General features: G+C 67.8%; 15 protein-coding genes and 1 other RNA gene. 3 read left to right on the forward strand and 13 right to left on the reverse strand.

Annotated elements, in window-relative coordinates:
- Positions 1–524: 524 nt before the first annotated feature.
- Complete coding sequence (locus tag BM345_RS05155; protein WP_093376266.1) at positions 525–1,046, reverse strand: hypothetical protein; 522 nt, start codon at positions 1,044–1,046, stop codon at positions 525–527.
- A 22-nt stretch (positions 1,047–1,068) separates the two neighbouring features.
- Positions 1,069–2,232, reverse strand: a complete 1,164-nt coding sequence (locus BM345_RS05160) for an ATP-binding protein (protein WP_093376268.1) — start codon at positions 2,230–2,232, stop codon at positions 1,069–1,071.
- 671 nt (positions 2,233–2,903) lie between these two features.
- Here BM345_RS05160 and BM345_RS29625 point away from each other — a divergent pair.
- Complete coding sequence (locus tag BM345_RS29625; RefSeq protein WP_139237466.1) at positions 2,904–3,383, forward strand: lysozyme inhibitor LprI family protein; 480 nt, start codon at positions 2,904–2,906, stop codon at positions 3,381–3,383.
- 511 nt (positions 3,384–3,894) lie between these two features.
- Positions 3,895–4,251, forward strand: coding sequence for a hypothetical protein (locus BM345_RS05170; protein WP_093376272.1), 357 nt, complete (start codon positions 3,895–3,897; stop codon positions 4,249–4,251).
- Between the two features lie 40 nt (positions 4,252–4,291).
- On the opposite strand, the gene BM345_RS05175 is transcribed toward BM345_RS05170, so the two are convergent.
- The 6 genes from BM345_RS05175 to BM345_RS05200 all read right to left on the reverse strand — a co-directional run bounded on the left by BM345_RS05175 (position 4,292) and on the right by BM345_RS05200 (position 10,783).
- Positions 4,292–5,131, reverse strand: a complete 840-nt coding sequence (locus BM345_RS05175; RefSeq protein ID WP_093376274.1) for a ProQ/FINO family protein — start codon at positions 5,129–5,131, stop codon at positions 4,292–4,294.
- 37 nt (positions 5,132–5,168) lie between these two features.
- The gene (locus BM345_RS05180; RefSeq protein WP_175544910.1) at positions 5,169–5,732 is read right to left on the reverse strand and encodes a VUT family protein; all 564 of its coding nucleotides are present in this window, start codon (positions 5,730–5,732) and stop codon (positions 5,169–5,171) included.
- A gap of 8 nt (positions 5,733–5,740) precedes the next feature.
- Positions 5,741–7,435: an NAD(P)/FAD-dependent oxidoreductase gene (locus BM345_RS05185; protein WP_093376278.1), complete on the reverse strand. Its 1,695-nt coding sequence runs from the start codon at positions 7,433–7,435 to the stop codon at positions 5,741–5,743.
- 74 nt (positions 7,436–7,509) lie between these two features.
- Positions 7,510–8,430 (reverse strand): cysteine synthase A, encoded by a 921-nt coding sequence (gene cysK / locus BM345_RS05190; protein ID WP_093376280.1) that lies wholly within the window; start codon positions 8,428–8,430, stop codon positions 7,510–7,512.
- A gap of 89 nt (positions 8,431–8,519) precedes the next feature.
- Complete coding sequence (locus BM345_RS05195; RefSeq protein ID WP_093376283.1) at positions 8,520–9,623, reverse strand: M48 family metallopeptidase; 1,104 nt, start codon at positions 9,621–9,623, stop codon at positions 8,520–8,522.
- A 5-nt stretch (positions 9,624–9,628) separates the two neighbouring features.
- A complete protein-coding gene (locus tag BM345_RS05200) occupies positions 9,629–10,783 on the reverse strand; it encodes a YjgN family protein (protein ID WP_175544911.1) in 1,155 nt (384 codons plus the stop codon).
- A 129-nt stretch (positions 10,784–10,912) separates the two neighbouring features.
- Here BM345_RS05200 and rnpB point away from each other — a divergent pair.
- An RNA gene (gene rnpB / locus BM345_RS05205) (RNase P RNA component class A) lies at positions 10,913–11,242 on the forward strand.
- Positions 11,243–11,294: 52 nt separating this feature from the next.
- On the opposite strand, the gene BM345_RS05210 is transcribed toward rnpB, so the two are convergent.
- From BM345_RS05210 to BM345_RS05230, 5 genes are all read right to left on the reverse strand, one after another.
- Complete coding sequence (locus tag BM345_RS05210) at positions 11,295–12,449, reverse strand: serine hydrolase domain-containing protein (RefSeq protein WP_139237467.1); 1,155 nt, start codon at positions 12,447–12,449, stop codon at positions 11,295–11,297.
- 64 nt (positions 12,450–12,513) lie between these two features.
- Complete coding sequence (locus BM345_RS05215) at positions 12,514–13,452, reverse strand: hypothetical protein (RefSeq protein WP_093376289.1); 939 nt, start codon at positions 13,450–13,452, stop codon at positions 12,514–12,516.
- Positions 13,453–13,484: 32 nt separating this feature from the next.
- Entirely contained in the window at positions 13,485–13,706 is a 222-nt protein-coding gene (locus BM345_RS05220) for a hypothetical protein (protein ID WP_139237468.1), read from the reverse strand.
- Positions 13,703–14,203, reverse strand: coding sequence for a hypothetical protein (locus BM345_RS05225; RefSeq protein ID WP_139237469.1), 501 nt, complete (start codon positions 14,201–14,203; stop codon positions 13,703–13,705). Before BM345_RS05225 ends, BM345_RS05220 begins: the two co-directional genes overlap by 4 nt.
- Before the next feature lie 19 nt (positions 14,204–14,222).
- The gene (locus BM345_RS05230; protein ID WP_175544912.1) at positions 14,223–16,694 is read right to left on the reverse strand and encodes a CHAT domain-containing tetratricopeptide repeat protein; all 2,472 of its coding nucleotides are present in this window, start codon (positions 16,692–16,694) and stop codon (positions 14,223–14,225) included.
- Positions 16,695–16,716 lie beyond the last annotated feature (22 nt).

Here is a 16,716-nt window from a genome sequence, read left to right on the forward strand (position 1 = left end):
AGTGTTCACGTGTCCGCCAAGAAATAAGTGGAGTAGTGAACACGATGCTCCTAGGCCCGCCGGCGGGAATCAAGATGGGTTGGCCGGACGCTTACCTTTCCTGTCATTTCCGTCGCCCACTCCGGTTGGCAAGGTCAGAAGTCGAGTTAGGGTCCACCGCTGCGTTACGACGAGTCACGACGTATGTATGGTTAGTGGCCCGCGAAACGGCCCTCCACATGGACCATCGAAATGGACCGGCGGAAATCACGCCGTTCACGGGCGGATGTCAGGTGCCGGAATCGTCGGGACGCCCTGGGAACTGGCCGCGCTTTCCTGCACCGCCATGGCGGGTCTGGTAGGCGGGGCGGGCCTGCAGGCGTTCCCAATTTGTCGCCACTGCTGGCGTGAATCGCTTCTTTGGCTGACTCGGCCACGACAACTGCATCGTCATCCCGTAGAGTCCCGCCGTCTTCTACCACCGTCAAGGACCTACTGCATGCAATGCCGCAGCATGACCAAGGGGCGGCGGGTCGCGTAACAGATCACTCGGCGGGCCTGGGCCAGATGATGAAGCCTAGCCGCTCCTCGGGCGCCAAGATCACTGCGGACTTTTGGGCCAGCAACTTAGCGGAGTCCGTGGCGCCGCTTGAGAGCCATGAGCAAAGCACGTGCTCGAAGTCGTCCCCAGGTTGGGCGGGCAAGCCCCTGCTTAGTAGGTCCACCCGCCGGCCCACGAAGGCAGGACGACTCTGCGACTGCCCGAACTTTGCGTCTCCGAAGTCCCGCACAACTTTCCGCTTTGCGTACCACGTTTGCTCTGGGTGCTCGGCGAAGAAGGCGTAGACGTCGAAGTCTTGAATGCCATTTCGCTTGCCGCAGTAGTGATCAGCCGCACCTTGGCAAAGCGCGATCCCTAGCAGCCGGTCCCGATAGAAGTTGCCCCACTTCGCCGGGTATCGGCGGAAGTAGTCCGCAATGTCGTCACGGGCGATCTTGAGAAGACGCGCGAGGTCTTCCGGCGCGATCGACTTAAAGGAGCGGCCCTCCGGACCGATAGTGCTCATGCTCGACTTGCCCTTGCCCTGCCTACCTTGGCGTCCACTTCCCGCTGGCGTTGTACTCGCGGCACCGTTCGACATCGAAGCACTGCCAGAGAACGTCCAGAAGCGGCCGGAGCACCACATCGCAATCCGGCACGTCTTCGACGTTCTCAAGCAGGACATCGGGCAGGTGGAGTTCGGGTCTGTCAGCGACCGCCGCGTGCTGCATGTTGTAGGCGTCGCTCACCATCCAAGTGAAACCGCCTACCCGGTGAAGTGAGACTGCGAACACTGCAGGCCCCGTGGCGCCCTGGTTCTTCGCTGCAGCAATCAGCTTCTGAAACGCTTCTCGGATGTACGCGGTAACGCCGCCCGCCCATATCCATTTCTTGCCGTCCGGGACATTGATCGCCCTGGCGTAGCGCACGCACTCAAATGCTCCATTCCGAAATGCTTGGACATACGTCACACAACGGTCTCCGCCGGGAGCCACAAGGACACCATCGAGGTTCCGCGAAAAGCCCGCGCCTCCCCAGTCACTGAATCTCAGCGTTAGAAAATCCGACTCCATTTGTTGCAGGTTGAGCCCGCCGCGGCCGGTGAAACTCGACAAGGGCACTAGGTGGACCATGGTTGCCGGCTCACCCCGAAGGTCGGCCCGCGTCTGTCCTTGGTTGATCATCTCGCGCCGCTCAGCAATGAACGCCTTCACGCTGGTCTCAATGCTTGCGCGACGCCCGAACGCGCTGCGCAACTGGTCGTATGTTAGGTCCATGATGTGAGTTCCAGTCCGGGCAACAAAGCGCGATCCAAAGCGATGAGGACCATCGAAGGATGCGGGCACACGAATCACCAGTGCGTACCCGCCCGCAGCAATCGCAACCTCCTGCAACTGCAGTCCGTTGATGCGCGGCTCTACGCCGGCCAGAACTTGGCCAAGCCGGCGCTTCGCGCTGTCCGCCCCTTCGGCCGTTATCGGCACAAGAGCATCTGCAGCGCCGTTGTCCTCGGCGATTCCGTACACAATGTCGCCGCCATCGGCATTCGCCATCGCGCTGACGTCCTTGCACAGTTCTCCCTTTTCCTTGTCGCCTGTGCCGGGCAAATCTCGCTTGAATTCGAGCGTGAGCGTCTCCGGCCATCGATCGGCGCACGCTTGCGCGAGCAGTGCTTCGCTAAGGTTCTTGAGTTGCGCAGGCAGCATCGGCATCAACGAGGTTGATATTGTTGTGCGGCATCCTGCCACAGCGGCGCATCGAGGCCGGACGATAGGCAGCGCCACTGGATGAACGCACAGTTATCCATGGACCTCTCGGAATGGATCGCCGCATGTGCAAGAGAGCTATCCTCCGCCACAGAGACCCACAGCAAAATTTCACAATGACAACTCGACAACTCGACAACTCGACAACTCGACAACTTGGCAACGCGCATAACGAGATCGGGGAAATGCGGTCTCGAATCTTATGGGGCCAGTGGCGGCTGGCGCAGTCCGACGCCATGGATCGACTCCGCGTTGTGCGCGGATTCATCGGGAGTGGGAATAACGAGCTCCATAGGCACGCCATCGTTTCGGCCGTTGCAGCGCTTCAGACTTGGTATCGGGGCACCTTGGTCGAATTGGTCGATCACGATGAAGCGCTTAGAGGGCGGGCGGCAGAGTCGATCACAGAGCGGTTCACATTGAAAGAGGCCCTGGGTTGGATCAGTGGTAAGACGGCTACCTTCGGGGAACTCGTGGCTCATGCGGCGCCCTGCAATTCGGTCACAGACCTCATGTCATGGCTTACCAGAATCCTGGGCTTTGACCTAAAGGAGGCTCTCGCTCGCGCTGTCTCTCCATACCAGCGGGACGACCCGGATAACGCCCCACGACTAGTCGTGGACGTTGATGTACTCGCGACAAACATCGGTGAAGCGTTTCGCCTGCGTCACATCCTCGCGCATGAAGCAGCGCCCCGCTTAGTCGTGGACGCCGAGACATGCGCCCGTGCCCTGGACTCGGTACAGCAATGGATTGAAGCGGTGGCGGCCGTCATATGGGCCACCGTGTACAAGGACGTGCCCCTATCGACCTACGAGATGAACATGCACGCTCGGGGCAAGGTGCAATCGGCGAGGACCGAACTCGCGAAGCATCTGCGAAACGCTTTAGAGGCGGAGCGAAAGAACGGGTCTGCCAAATGGCTTCGGGAGAATCACCGCGACTGGCATCGAGTGGTCACTACTTGGGCACAGCAGACCTACGGCCGATTGGAAGGGACCATGTGGCCGTCAGTCGGTGGTTACGATTTGGCTGACGCAATTGCCGCACGCGCAAAGCAGATGGCAGCCTGGGTGAGGAGTACAGATCCCGGATGACGAGCAGCTCCGGGTTACTCTCCCTTCCGTCTGTCAACCCGGAGCCGCTAGCGCCAGTGACACAGTGCGATCTTCCCTGGGAAATCGTCCGAAACCTTGAGGCTCGTCACCTCCCGCGCGACCCGCGTTTTTACCCCAGATGCGCGGGGATGATATTGGCCTACGGGCAGTTTTTGCTCGCTGGTGCACGCAGCTCGCTTGAAATGACCGCCCTACTGCCCGAAGCAGTCTATTGGCTGCACTGCCGCGAACTTCCGCAGCCAGTCTGAAGCGGAGATTGGCTAGAAGGCGGTTAGCGGGTGCCGCGTCCACCATCCATCTGCTTTCATCGGCCTCTCTAGACGCTGGCATACTTCGCCGGTCGCGTCCTCAACGATGCGATCGGGATTGGAAGCCCGTGTGAACTTTGTACGGTGGAAACCTCAGCGATCTGTGGTTTCTTCGATTGCGCCGGTGCCCCTCGCAAGCGAGGTAGCCGGCTTGTGCAAACAGAAACACAGGGAGGCCCTATATGGCCAAGTCTTCTTCCGCGCTCAAGCGCAAGCCCGTCGGTTCAAAGTCCGCCAAACGCCAGGCCGTCGATCGCAGCAAGATGCAAGCAACTACAGCCGAGCCGCCCACGAACGACCGCAAGGCCCGAACCGCCTCCATCAACGCACTCGACAAACTGCAGCACCTGCGCGACACGCTCCTCGCCTTCGAATGCCTGCAAAGCTTCCTGTCGCCGCACTGCATCCACGCGCCCGAAGAGCTTCACGTCGAGCCCGCCGAGCTCCGGGCGCTGGTCACTTGCATCAATGCCGAGACCCAGCGCCGCATGTTGGCCGTGGACGAGGCGCTCGAATCAATGCGACGCGCGTTGCACTGACTGACTCACTCAAGCGACGCGCGTCACTGGCCGAGAAGCGTCAGCGCGCCGCGCGTGCGCGCTTGAGCGTGCGCGCCACCTCGCCAGGGTTCATGCCGTACATGTCGGCAAACTCCTGCTCGGTCTTGCCGCTGGCCTCGAAGGCGCGCAGCAAGGCTTCGGCCTTGGCGGTCTGCGCCGCCAGGCTGGCCAGCGCGTCGTCGACGATGGCGTTGATGTCGGCATCGCGCGAGCGCACCAGCACCGCGTAGTCCTCGCGCGGCAGCTCCGATGCCTCGATGGCGCGGGCGATGCGCGCTACGGTCTGCTCGCGCAGCGCCGGCTGCGCGTCCTCGGGCGTGCGCTGCAGACGGCGGCGGTGCAGTTCCAGGATGGCGTGGTGCACGTGCTCGGGCGCCATCGCCTCCACCACGTTTCCTTCCAGGTCGTGGCGCGGATGGCCGGCGGCCACCGACTCCAAATATCGGGTGGAGCGGGCATGCAGGCCCATGGCCAGCTTCAGTTCCTCGGGCTTGAAAGCGTCAGGGTGACGCTCCACCAGCTCTTCGTACACGCCGCGCTTGAGCGGCAAAAAGCGCGCGCCGAACAAACCGGGGTACAGCTCGAAGAGCTTCTCCAGCGCCGGGTGCGGCGGCTTGCGCTGTTGTTGCTGCTGCTTGTCGCCGCCGCCCTTGTTGGCAGCGGGCGCCTTGCTGTTGTCTTTGCCCTGGGCGGCTTGCGCCTGGCCTTCGGGCCTGCCGCCCCTGTTGTTGTTGTTCCGTCCGCCGCGGCGGCGCGGCTTGCGCGCGGCGCCGCCTTCGTGGGTCGCGGGCTCGGTGGCGGGCGCGGCTTCTTCAGGCGTCGTCGTGGTCACGGCGTTGTCGGTGGCGTCGGTCGTCATCTCGGTCCAGGGGTGTCAGGTCAGGAAATGGAAAGTCTCAGGCTTGCGCCGGATGGTGCTTGCCGGCCGCTGCAGTCGCAGCAGCGCGGCCGATGAAAAGGCGAAAGGGCAGCAGCATGAACACGCCCACGGCCAGCTTCACGCCCAGGTCGCCCAGCGCCCAGGTGATCCACGGGCCCTCGGTGCCCGCGAAGGCAATGCCCCAGAACACGATGCTGTCGAGCACCGCCGCGATCACCGTGGCCACCAGCGGCGCGCGCCACCAGGTGCCGCGGCGCAGGCGGTCGAAGATGCCGATGTCCAGCAGCTGCGAGGCGATGAAAGCCAGGCCGGAGGCAGCCGCGATGCGCGCCGGCGCCAGCGCCAGCGACGCTGCCACCGCGACGGCAAAGCCCAGCCACGCCACGCGGCGCGCCAGGCCGGGGCCGAAGCGCCGGTTGATGAGGTCGCTCACCAGGTAAGCCACCGGGTAGCTGAAGGCGCCCCAGGTGAGCCAGTCGTTGATGGGGAACTGCACCAGGTAGTTGGAAGCCAGCACCACCGCCACCATGGCGGCGATGCCCTGGGCGAACTGCGCCTTCGTGGGGCGCGGAAAGTTCATGGGCGCGTTCATGCCACGGCCTCCGCGCCGATGCCCAGCATCTGCCGCGCGACGGCTTCGGCCACCTTGATGCCGTCCACGCCGGCCGACAAGATGCCGCCCGCGTAGCCACCGCCTTCACCCGCCGGGTACAGGCCCGCGAGGCCGGGGCACTGCAGCGTCTGGCTGTCGCGCGCGATGCGGATGGGCGACGAGGTGCGCGTCTCCACGCCCGTCAGCACCGCGTCGTGCCGGTCGAAGCCGGGGATCTTGCGGCCAAAGGCCGGGAAGGCCTCGCGCATCGCCTCGATGGCGTAAGCGGGCAGGGCGCCGTGCAGGTCGCCCAGCAGCACGCCGGGCTTGTAGCTGGGCTGCACCTCGCCGAACTCCTTCGACGGGGTGCCGGCCACGAAGTCGCCCACCAGTTGGCCCGGCGCGCAGTAATCGCTGCCGCCCAGCACGAAGGCAGCGGATTCCAGCCGGCGCTGCAGCTCGATGCCCGCCAGCGGATGCGGCTTGCCCTGCGCCTGTTCCAGCAGGTCCGGCGGCAGGTCCAGGTGCTGGTATTCGGTCGGATAGTCGCCGACGTCGATGCCCACCACGATGCCGGCGTTGGCATTGCGCTCGTTGCGCGAGTACTGGCTCATGCCGTTGGTCACCACGCGGTTGGGCTCGCTGGTGGCGGCCACCACCGTGCCGCCGGGGCACATGCAGAAGCTGTAGACCGAGCGGCCGTTGCTCGCGTGGTGCACGAGGCGGTACTCGGCCGCGCCCAGCGCCGGATGCCCTGCATGCCGGCCCCAGCGGGCGCGGTCGATCAGGCCCTGCGGATGCTCGGCGCGGAAGCCGATGGAGAAGGGCTTGGCCTCGATGGGCGCGCCGCGCGAATGCAGCATGGTGAAGCTGTCGCGGGCGCTGTGGCCCAGCGCGATCACCGCGTGGTCGCAGCGCAGCTCGTAGGTCTCGCCGCTGGCCTGGTTGTGCACCGACAGGCCGCGCAGGTGGCCGTCCTCGACGTGGATGTCCGTCACCTTGTGCGAGAAGCGGATCTCGCCGCCCAGCGCCTCGATGTCGGCGCGCATGTTCTCCACCATCTTCACCAGGCGGAAGGTGCCGATGTGCGGATGGGCTTCCCAAAGAATCTCTTCGGGCGCGCCGGCCTTGACGAATTCCTCCAGCACCTTGCGGCTGAGGAATCGCGGGTCCTTGATCTGGCTGTAGAGCTTGCCGTCGGAGAATGTGCCGGCGCCGCCCTCGCCGAACTGCACGTTCGATTCGGGGTCCAGCACCTTCTTGCGCCACAGGTCCCAGGTGTCCTTGGTGCGTTCGCGCACCGCCTTGCCGCGCTCCAGCACGATGGGCTTCAGGCCCATCTGCGCCAGCAGCAGCGCGGCGAAGATGCCGCAGGGGCCGAAGCCCACCACCACGGGCCGGGACAGCTCCGCGCCGCCCGCGTGGCCAGGAAAGCGGTAGGCCATGTCGGGTGCGCTCTGCAGATGCGGCTTGTTCGCGGCCAGCACGGCGGCTTCGCGCGTCTCGTCGGCCAGTTGCACGTCGACGATGTAGACCTGCAGCAATTCGGCCTTGCGCGCATCGAAGCTGCGCTTGTAGACCTTGTGCGAGACGATGTCGGATGGGGCGACGCCCAGCTTTCCCGCCAGAGCCTGCAGCAGGGCCTCGGGCGCGTGGTCGAGCGGGAGCTTGAGTTCGGAGACGCGGATCATGGCGAAGCGGCCCGTTTCGATCGGGCAGTTCGTGAAAGAAGAATCCGCGATTTTACTTTTTCGGGCGGCGGGCCTCAGGCCGGCAGGAATCCGTCCACCGAGAGGTAGCGCTCGCCCGTGTCGTAGTTGAAGCCCAGCACCACCGCATCGGCGGGCAGCTCCGACAGTTTTTGCGCGATGGCCTGCAGCGTGGCCCCGGAGGAAATGCCCACCAGCACCCCTTCCTCGCGGGCGCAGCGGCGCGCCATTTCGCGGGCCGCCTCGGCCTCGACCTGGATCACGCCGTCGAGCAGCGCGGTGTCCAGGTTCTTGGGGATGAAGCCGGCGCCGATGCCCTGGATCGGGTGCGGCGAGGGCTGGCCGCCCGAGATCACCGGCGAGGCGGTGGGCTCCACCGCGAACACCTTCAGCCTGGGCCACTTCTTCTTGAGCACCTGCGCGCAGCCGGTGATGTGGCCGCCGGTGCCCACGCCGGTGATGAGCACGTCCACGCCCTCGGGGAAGTCGGCCGCGATTTCCTCGGCCGTGGTGCGCACGTGCACTTCGATGTTGGCCGGGTTGTTGAACTGCTGCGGCATCCAGGCGCCGGGTGTGGAGGCGACGATTTCCTCGGCGCGGGCGATGGAGGCCTTCATGCCCTTCTCGCGCGGCGTCAGCTCGAAGGTGGCGCCGTAGGCCAGCATCAGGCGGCGGCGCTCCACCGACATGCTGTCGGGCATCACCAGGATCAGCTTGTAGCCCTTCACCGCAGCCACCATGGCCAGTCCCACGCCGGTGTTGCCCGAGGTGGGCTCGACGATGGTGCCGCCAGGCTTCAGCGCGCCGCTGCGCTCGGCGTCTTCCACCATCGACAGCGCGATGCGGTCCTTGATGGAGCCGCCCGGGTTGGCCCGCTCGGACTTGATCCAGACCTGCTGCGTGGCGCCCTTGAACAGGCGCTGGTAGCGGATGTGCGGCGTGCCGCCGATGGTGTCGAGAACGTTCTGGGCTTTCATGGCCGGGTGCTCCTTGGGTTGCGCGTCGATTTGGGTCGTCGGAAGCCGGCATTGTGGCCAAGGCGGCGCCGCTTGTGGGCGCCGAATGGCTAGGGGCGCTTGCAGGCCGGTGCCTTGCCGGCCTTCATCGCCTCGGCGCGCACGGCAGTGTCGGGGTGGGTGCTGAGCCAGTCGATGCCCGGTCCGCCGCCCGCGGCCTTGGACTGGCTGCGCTCGGCCGCCAGCAGCAGGTCGGCCATCGGCGCCAGCGGACGGCCCGTGGCCTGCATCAGCGCGATGGCGAAGCAGTCGGCCTCGCGCTCGTGGTCGCGGCTGTAGGCCAGGCCCGCCACCAGCGTGCCGCCGGTGGTGACCACGCCCGAGACGTCGCCCAGCACCAGCGCCATGCCCACGTTGAGCACGCTCAGCTCGATCACCCGCCGGGTGCCGTGCCGGTGCAGCACATGGCCCAGCTCGTGGGCCAGCACGCCGATCAGCGCCTGGTCGTCCAGCCCCTGCTTGCCGGCCAGCGCCACCATGTCGTCGGTGATCACCAGGGTGCCGCCGGGCAGGGCGAAGGCGTTGGCGCCCAGGCCGCCGCGGAACTGCAGGCTGATCGGCGGCGCGTAGCGCGCATCCGGCTGCAGCGTGGGCGGCACCTGCGCCTGCAGGGCCTTGAACGCGGCCTGCAGCTGCGCCTGCCTTTCGCGCGGCAGCTTGCTGGGGCGCAGGGTGCCCTGGCTGTCGAGTTGGGCCAGGGCCTCGCGCGAGATTTGCAGTTCCCATTCCAGCGGCGCGTGGCGCGCCAGCTGGCCGGCGAGCCAGGGCGTGCCCCAGCGGCCGAAGGCCCAGACGATGAGCGCGGTGGCCAGCAGCGCGACCAGAATCAGCCGCCAGCGCCGCTGCAGCCGCTGGGCAATGCTGGCGCGCGTGCCGCAGGCGGCGAGTGCGTCATGCCAGGCGCGGCCTTCCACGTCCAGGCTGCCGTGCGTGCCCAGGTCCACCGTCAGCCGCGGCGAGGCACTGCCGGGCTCCCAGGTGTCGGGCCATTCGAAGCGGCCCGGCCCCAGTTGCAGAGTCGGCGCGCCCGAGACATCGAGCGGGTGCAGCCGGAGGCTGGCGCGTCCGCGGCCGTCGCCGGCCAGGCGAAGCAGCACGGGGCGCGCCTGGCTGCTGCGCCCGTCGAACCAGCGGCCGCGCAGGGTGGCGTCCATGGGCGTCAGGCGCCGACCATGTCCAGGCCCAGGCCGTCGGCCAGCGCGTCGGAGAAGCCGCCTTCGTCCTGCTGGCGCACCAGCTGGCCCACCAGTGCCTCGGTGCCGCCGCGCAGGTGCACCGTGACCGACTCGCACTTCATGCGGTAGACCTTCACCCGCGCAAAGGGCCGGTACAGCCCGAGCGTGACCAGGGTCAGGATGGCGTTGCGCACCCGCAGGCCCACGAAGGAGCCGATTCGCAGGTCGCAGCGAAAGCGCGCCAACTGGCTGATGCCGGTGTTGTTCCACACCAGCTGGAAGGTGCGTGCCTCGCGCCAGGCCATGGCGGGCACGATGCACATCAGCCAGCCCGAAGCGCCAATGGCCAGGCCGAGCATGATCGAGCCGCGCAGGTTGCGCATGCCCAGGGTGTAGCCGGCCAGGATGATCGCGGACACCGCGCCGATCACGCAGCCCAGCAGCACCGCGATGCCGATGGCCTGCAGCGCGATGCCGAGGTAGGGCCCGCGCTCCACCTTCCAGCGGCCGGCTTCGTTGCCGATGCGCGTTTCCAGCACCAGCAGGCGCGAATAGTTGAACTGCAGCAGCGCCAGGCACAAAAAGCCGAGCAGCAGGATGAGCAGCGGCAGCCCGATGACCGCGACGCGCCCGTAGCGCAGCGCGCTGGACGAGCTGAACACCAGGCAGACCGCCAGCACCGCCAGCGCCAGCAGCGGCCAGCTGGCCACGTAGAGCGCGGTGAGGCGCGGCGCGAACACCAGGCGCAGGCCGCGCCAGCGCGTGTGCCTGAACCGGAAGCGCATCGCGCTGGCCCACAGCCATGGGCTGGCCAGCACGATCACCGCCATGGCCAGGTTGCCCACCAGCCGCGCCGTGCGGTCGTCCGAGTGGCCCGCCAACTCCACCGCCAGGTACAGCCCGCCGAAGAGCAGGAAGCCCACCAGCATGCGCCGGATGGGCGCGGCGAACTCGAAGCTGCCCTCCGCCATCTCGGTGTTCTGGAAGAAGTACTGCACCGTGCGCCGCCGGGCCCAAGGGGTGTACAGCCCCAGGGTCAGGATGCTCAGCAGCACATTGACGATCCAGATGCGGAAATACTGGCCTTCCTGGCCATGAAAGCGCACGGGGTGCGCCACGATCTCTTGGCTCGCGTTCAATTTTTGTCCTCGCTCCATGTCGCACACCTCTTGGGTGTTTGCTTTTCTCTTCTCCGGGCGGGAGTGTAGGAGGGCCTTGGCCCCGGGCCAAACCCAGGTCTCCCCTTGATTGGGGATAATCCCTGCCGTGGAGCACGCCGGACCGCCGCTGGTGCAAGTCTCGAAAGAGCGCACTGGAGGAACGTCCGGACTGCATAGGACAGCGCAGGAGCTAACGGCTCTCCACCGTGAGGTGAGGATCAGAGCAACAGAGACGAGTCCCGGGGGCGCAAGCCATCGGGGGTGAAACGGGCAATCTCTGCGCGCAGCAACACCAAGTAGGCCAGTATCGAGGTGGTTCCGCTGAGCTGGCGGGTAGGTGGCATCGAGCCGTCCGGGCGACCGGCGGCCCAGAGTAATGGCGGTCACGCCGGGGGCAACCCCGGTGCACAGAATCCGGCGTACAGGCGCGCTCCACACTTTCTTCCTGCCCTTCCGGCCGACCGGGCCGGCAGGGCGCATGGCGCCGCCTTCAGGGCGCGGCGCGCACCGCCTTCAGCAACTGGTTCGCGACGGCAACTGCGGGGCCGTCGCCAGTCAGCGCGACGGCGACGATGGCGTTGTCGGCGGGCGAATAGGCAAGGACCGCGCTGGCACCCGGCGTCCCGCCCGCATGGCCGAGCCAGAGAAGCTGCCGGTCCTTGTCGGGCACATCGAAGGCCATGACGCCCAGGCCGTAGAAGGTGCCGGGGTCGAACATCGGATAGAGCGTGCCGAACATCGCCTCGACCGTCTTGCGCGGAACGAGGCGCCCCTCCATCAACGCGGCCCAGAAGCGAGCCATGTCGGCCGCGTCGGCAACGATGGCGCCCGCAGCCCCCGTCCAACTGGGATCGATCGGGCGTTCCCGGGCGCTTTGCAGCGGCGCCACGCCGTCTGCATCGCTACCTGGCACCAGGGCGCGCATCGAGCGAAGCGCGAGCGGCTGGATGATCCGCGCGGCAATCGACTGCTCGAACGGCCGGCCATCCAGCCTGGCGATGATCTCTCCGAGCAGGTCGTAGCCCGTGTTGGAGTAGCGCCAGTTGGCGCCCGGGCAGAACATCGCGCCATGCCGTCTGGCGATGGTCAATGTCTCCGATGGCGGGCGATAGCGAGGGTCCGCACGTGCCGGCAGGTCCTCGTTGGCGCTGAAGAGGCCCGAGGTATGGGCCAGCAGGTCGCGAACGGTGGCCACATCCCCATTGGGCACGTCACGGATCCAGCGCGACACCTTGTCGTCGAGCGACAGCTTGCCTTCCTCCGCAAGCTGCAGGACGACGACTGCGGTCATGGTCTTGCCGACGCTTGCCCAGAACCAGACGGGTGGCGTGCCCGCGGGTGCTGCGTTGCGCTGCCACTCGCCCTTGCCCGGAATGGCGACGGCTGCCGTCATCGTGGGCGCGCGTGCGGCGCCCTGGGTCAGCGTGAATGCGTCGTCCAGGCGTCGGGCGGTTCCCGGGTCCAGCGGGCTATCGGGAATGGCGGGCGTGGGAACGTCGATGTCCACCGCGGCCCGCAGTGGACGCCCCGCATAGGCTGCCCGCGCGTCGCATGTGACGGGTGGGTAGTCGCCGGCGAGCACCGGCCCGGTGCAAGCGGATGCCAGGGCGGTCAGCAGAATGGAAAACGCATTGCTTCTCGACAAGGTCGCTCCCGGATCTGCCGCAGTATCGCCGCGCCGGCGTCGCCGTCGGCCAAGCGTTCGCGTCTCACTTGCCCCACTGCACCCAGCGCGTCACGCCGGCCTGCACGTCGGGCAGGCCCAGGGCCAGGACGCCGATGACGGTGCGCATCCTCACGCCCACTTCCTGCAAGGTTTGTCCCTTGTCCCAGTCGCGCTCCTGCGCGGCCTGGTTGAGGAACAGCCGGTACCAGTCGCCCACCAGATGCGGCGGCACGGCCGACAGGTCCTGTCGGAGCATGGGACCGGCAAGGGGCGCACGGGATCCGGCCGGTGCACCCATCGAGACCAGGTAGGGGCCCTGGCGCAGCGAAGCGTCGATGCGGGCGAGGATGCTGCGGGCGCGGGCATGGTCGTAGTGTTCCAGCACCCATTGCGCGCTCGGCCTGGCCGAAGGCGGCGGCGCGTCCACCGGCATGTGGTTGGCGTTCAGCTGGCTGCGCTCGAGCAACTCGTCCAGGCTGGCCAGCGACGGCGACAGGGCCAGGAAGGCTTCGATGGCTGCGAGCACGCGTTCACGCGACTTGCCGTCCGGCGCCGAGCCGAGCAGGAAGTAGCTGTACAGCCCGTAGCCCGCGGGCTCCTGCTGCCCGCGCACCAGCCAGAGCGTGCCGGTTTCGCGCGCGGTGGTTGGCGGCGGGGCCGGGGCAGGCGAGGGCGTGCGCGCAGAGCCCACGACGAAGATGGACAGGGTGCAAGGCGCCTGGCCTGGGGCGGTGACACTGGCGCTCAGCTTTCCCGTGCTGTCTGGAAGATGCCATTGCGCGCGGGGTCCGCTGCCCTCGAGCCTGCCCGCCGACACCTCCCATGCAGGCGCCTTGTCCGAGCCGAACACTCTTAGCTCGACCGATTCGCCGACCTGTGCGACAGGCCGGTCGGCGTTGCACACCAGCGCCTGGGCGTGCGCCTGCGTCGCGGCGCACGCCAGCGCGATGGAGATCAACGGCGACAGCAGCAGCTTGTTCATGCGCAGCCCAATATGCCCTTGCGCCCGGTGCGTCACTTCTTCCGCTTCCGCGCGGGACGGGCCGGCTTCGCGGCGCCGTCCTTGACCTTGTGCAGCCGGCCCCAGGCCGCGCCGGCCAGCCAGGCCAGGAGGGCGCACAGCCCCACGACCACGACCGTCTCCGCAGCATTGAGCGGCGAGCCCGCGAAATAGCAGGCACTCCAGACAACCAGCGACAGCACGACGACCACGGCCAGCATCGGGCTCCAGTTCACTTGCGCGCTCCCGGGGTCGTCAGGCGAAAGCCGGCCTCGATCTTCTCGAGGTCCTGCTTGTACTTCGGGAAGTCGCTGCGGGGCGAGGAGATCATCATGGCGTAGCCCGACTCGCCGTCGACCGTGGCGACCAACTTCAGCACTGCTTCAATGCCGAGTGGATTGGTGCCGGTGAACCAGCCATAGGCGCCCGGCTTGCCGCCGAACTGCGTGTCGCCGGCGCTGCTGCCGGCAAAGCCCTGCCACTGCGACGGGAAGCGCTGGGCCAGTGCCTCGACCAGGCTCTTGGGCGCGCCGCGCCCGCTGACGCGGATGACGCTGGCGTAGGCCGGCCCGTTCACCAGGGACACGCCGCCGCCCTGCGGTTCGACCCGCCAGCCGGCGGGCACCTGCAAGGTGTAGCGCTGCTCCGGGTCGGTGTAGCTGGTCTGCGCATGGAGCGTCGTTGCGCAAGCGCCCAGCAGCGCCGCCGACAGCAACAAGGTGGGAGCTCTCATGCTGCGCCCTCCAGGGCCGTCAGGGGCCCAAAAGTATGAAGGCCGCCCACAGCTGCGGACGGTCGCGGCCCCAGTCCCGGATGACCTGCCGGCGCAGCTCGAGCTGCGCATCGCGCAAGGCCTGATGCTTGTCCACGCCTGCAAGCCACTTGCCGTAGAACAGGGTCATCAGGGAGCGTGTCTGCTCGTCAGGGACCTTCCACATGCTCATCATCACACTCTGGGCGCCCGCCTGCTCGAAGGCGCGCCGCAAGCCGAACACGCCTTCGCCCTGGTAGATCTGGCCGAGGCCGGTCTCGCAGGCGCTCAGCACAACCAGTTCGGTGCCGCGCAGGTCGAGCGCGGAGGCTTCCAGCGCCGTCAGGACGCCGTCCTCGTCCGCGCCGGCCTCGCCCGGGCCGCCATGGGTATTCGCGCCGGCCAGCGCCAGGCCGGAGCGCAGCATCGGGTCTTCGAGCGCGATAGTGCCCGTGCCGCGGCGCTCGAAGAAGCCGTGGCTGGCGACGTGCAGCACGCGCGGATGCCGCACGGCCTTGAGGCGGCGCTCGCTGGCGTGCGCTCCTTCCAGCGTCGTGACCTGCCACGATGCGTCGCCCAGCAGACGCGCCAGTGCCGCGACCTCGTCCCGCGTGCCCGGCAGTGGTGAGAACGCGTCGCGTCCGTCCTTCGAGGAGCCGAAGTCGATGTTGCCCGCCAGCACGGCCGTGCGGGCGGCCGCATCGGGCTGCCGTGGTGCCGCGAGCTCGCGCGTGCTGGAGAGCAGGCGCAGTTCCACTTGTTCGATCAGCAGCGCATCGCCGTCGCTGACCGCCGCCCAGGCAACCTGGTTGAGCACGTCGTCCGCGGCCAGGTAGACGCGCCGCGCGCCGCCCAAGGCCGGCAGCAGCGGCTTCCACATGGCTTCGGCGAAGCCTCGCGTGCTCGCGGCCGGCGGTGGTGGCTGGCGGTCCAGGCCGGCACGGCGGCGATAGTCCTGCAGCGCGGCGGACAGCACCTGCCCATCGCCGAGCTCGACCAGGCGCGGGAGCGTGTCGGCGCGCCGCAGCACCAGCGCCACGACGCTGCGGCTGCCGGCACGCGGCGCGGGCAGATCGAAGACCACGTATTCGACCGCCGCGTCGCCGGGGCCCAGGGCGTCGCGCACGGCCTGCCAGCGGCTTTGCGTGGCTTGCTGGCGCGATGCGAAGCTGGCGGAGCGGCGCGCCAGCTGTCGCTCCAGATCGGCCGACTCCGAGGCCAGGCGCTCGATCGCCTCGCCGGTGATGCCGCGCCGCTGCAGGTTGGACATCAGCGTGCGCCGTTCGCGAAGCTGCCGGGCCAGTTCGAGGGCCTGGGCATCTCCTTCGCGGGCGATGTCCTCCTGCAGGGCTCGGATGCTGATGGCGACCATTCCCTTGCGCAGCAGCACCAGGTCGTACATGGTGCCCACGGCGCCAGGCTGCTGCGGGGCGTTCTTGAGCACGAAGGCGAAGTACGCCGGGAAGGCGTAGCCGACGTCGTCCAGCAGGCGGAGCCGGTCGTCCTCGCTCATGAACCCGAAGTACTGCTGCAGGCGCGCGCGCAGGTTGACGAAGGCGCGCTCGAAATAGGCCTGCGCCTGTTGCGGCTTGCCCACCGCCTGGTAGTGAAGCGCCAGGTCGACCAGGCTCTGCCCGAGCTCCGGGTGATCGGCGGGCAGCCGCTCGCGGATCGCCAGCGCCCGCAGCAGCAGCGGCTCGGCCTGCGCGGGCTCGCCGCCCTTTTCCAGCACCATGCCGAGGTTGTGCAGCGAGGTCGCGGTGACCGGGTGCTGCTCGCCGTAGGCGCGGATGCGGATGTCCAGGGCCCACTGCAGCAGCTTGCGGGCGTCGGCGTACTGGCCCTCGCGCTCGCGCAGCGAGCCCATCAGGCTGAAGGTCTCGGCCACAGCCGGGTCGGCGCTGGTCCGCTCGGGCATGAGCACCAGGCTCTTCTCGGCCAGGGTCCAGGCGTCCTGGTAGCGCTGCTCACGGATGTAGAGCACCGCGAGGTTGTTCAGCCAGGTGGCGACGAACAGGTGCGGCGTGCCGATGCGATCCTCCAGCCCGAGCGCGCGCCGGTAGCTGGCCTCGGCGTCGCGCAGGCGGCCGAGCTTGGCATAGAGCGTTCCCAGGTTGTTGTACAGGGCGCCCAGGTCGGCCGGGCCCATTCCCCAGCTCGACTGGCCGATCTCGATGGCCCGCCGCATGGGCGCCTCGGCCTCGCTGTATTGGCCACCGGCAAGGTAGGCCTGGCCCAGGTTGGTGAGGGCCGCGGCCAGGCCCGGGTGGTCCGGCCCGAGCGTGCGCTCGGCCTGCTGCACCGCCTGCCGGGCGGTGGCGATGGCCTGCTCATAGCGGCCCTGCTCGAGCAGGCCGACCGCTTGGCGGTTGAGTGCGTAGATTTCCTGCAGGCCCGGCTGCTGCGCGCAGGCCAACCCCGCCAACGCGAGCGCCATGGCGAAGGACAGCGTTCGGATGCCCCAGCGGTGCATGTTCCGGATCCTCTCCAGGCCA

This window comes from Variovorax sp. OV329, from assembly GCF_900114785.1.
GTDB lineage: Bacteria > Pseudomonadota > Gammaproteobacteria > Burkholderiales > Burkholderiaceae_C > Variovorax.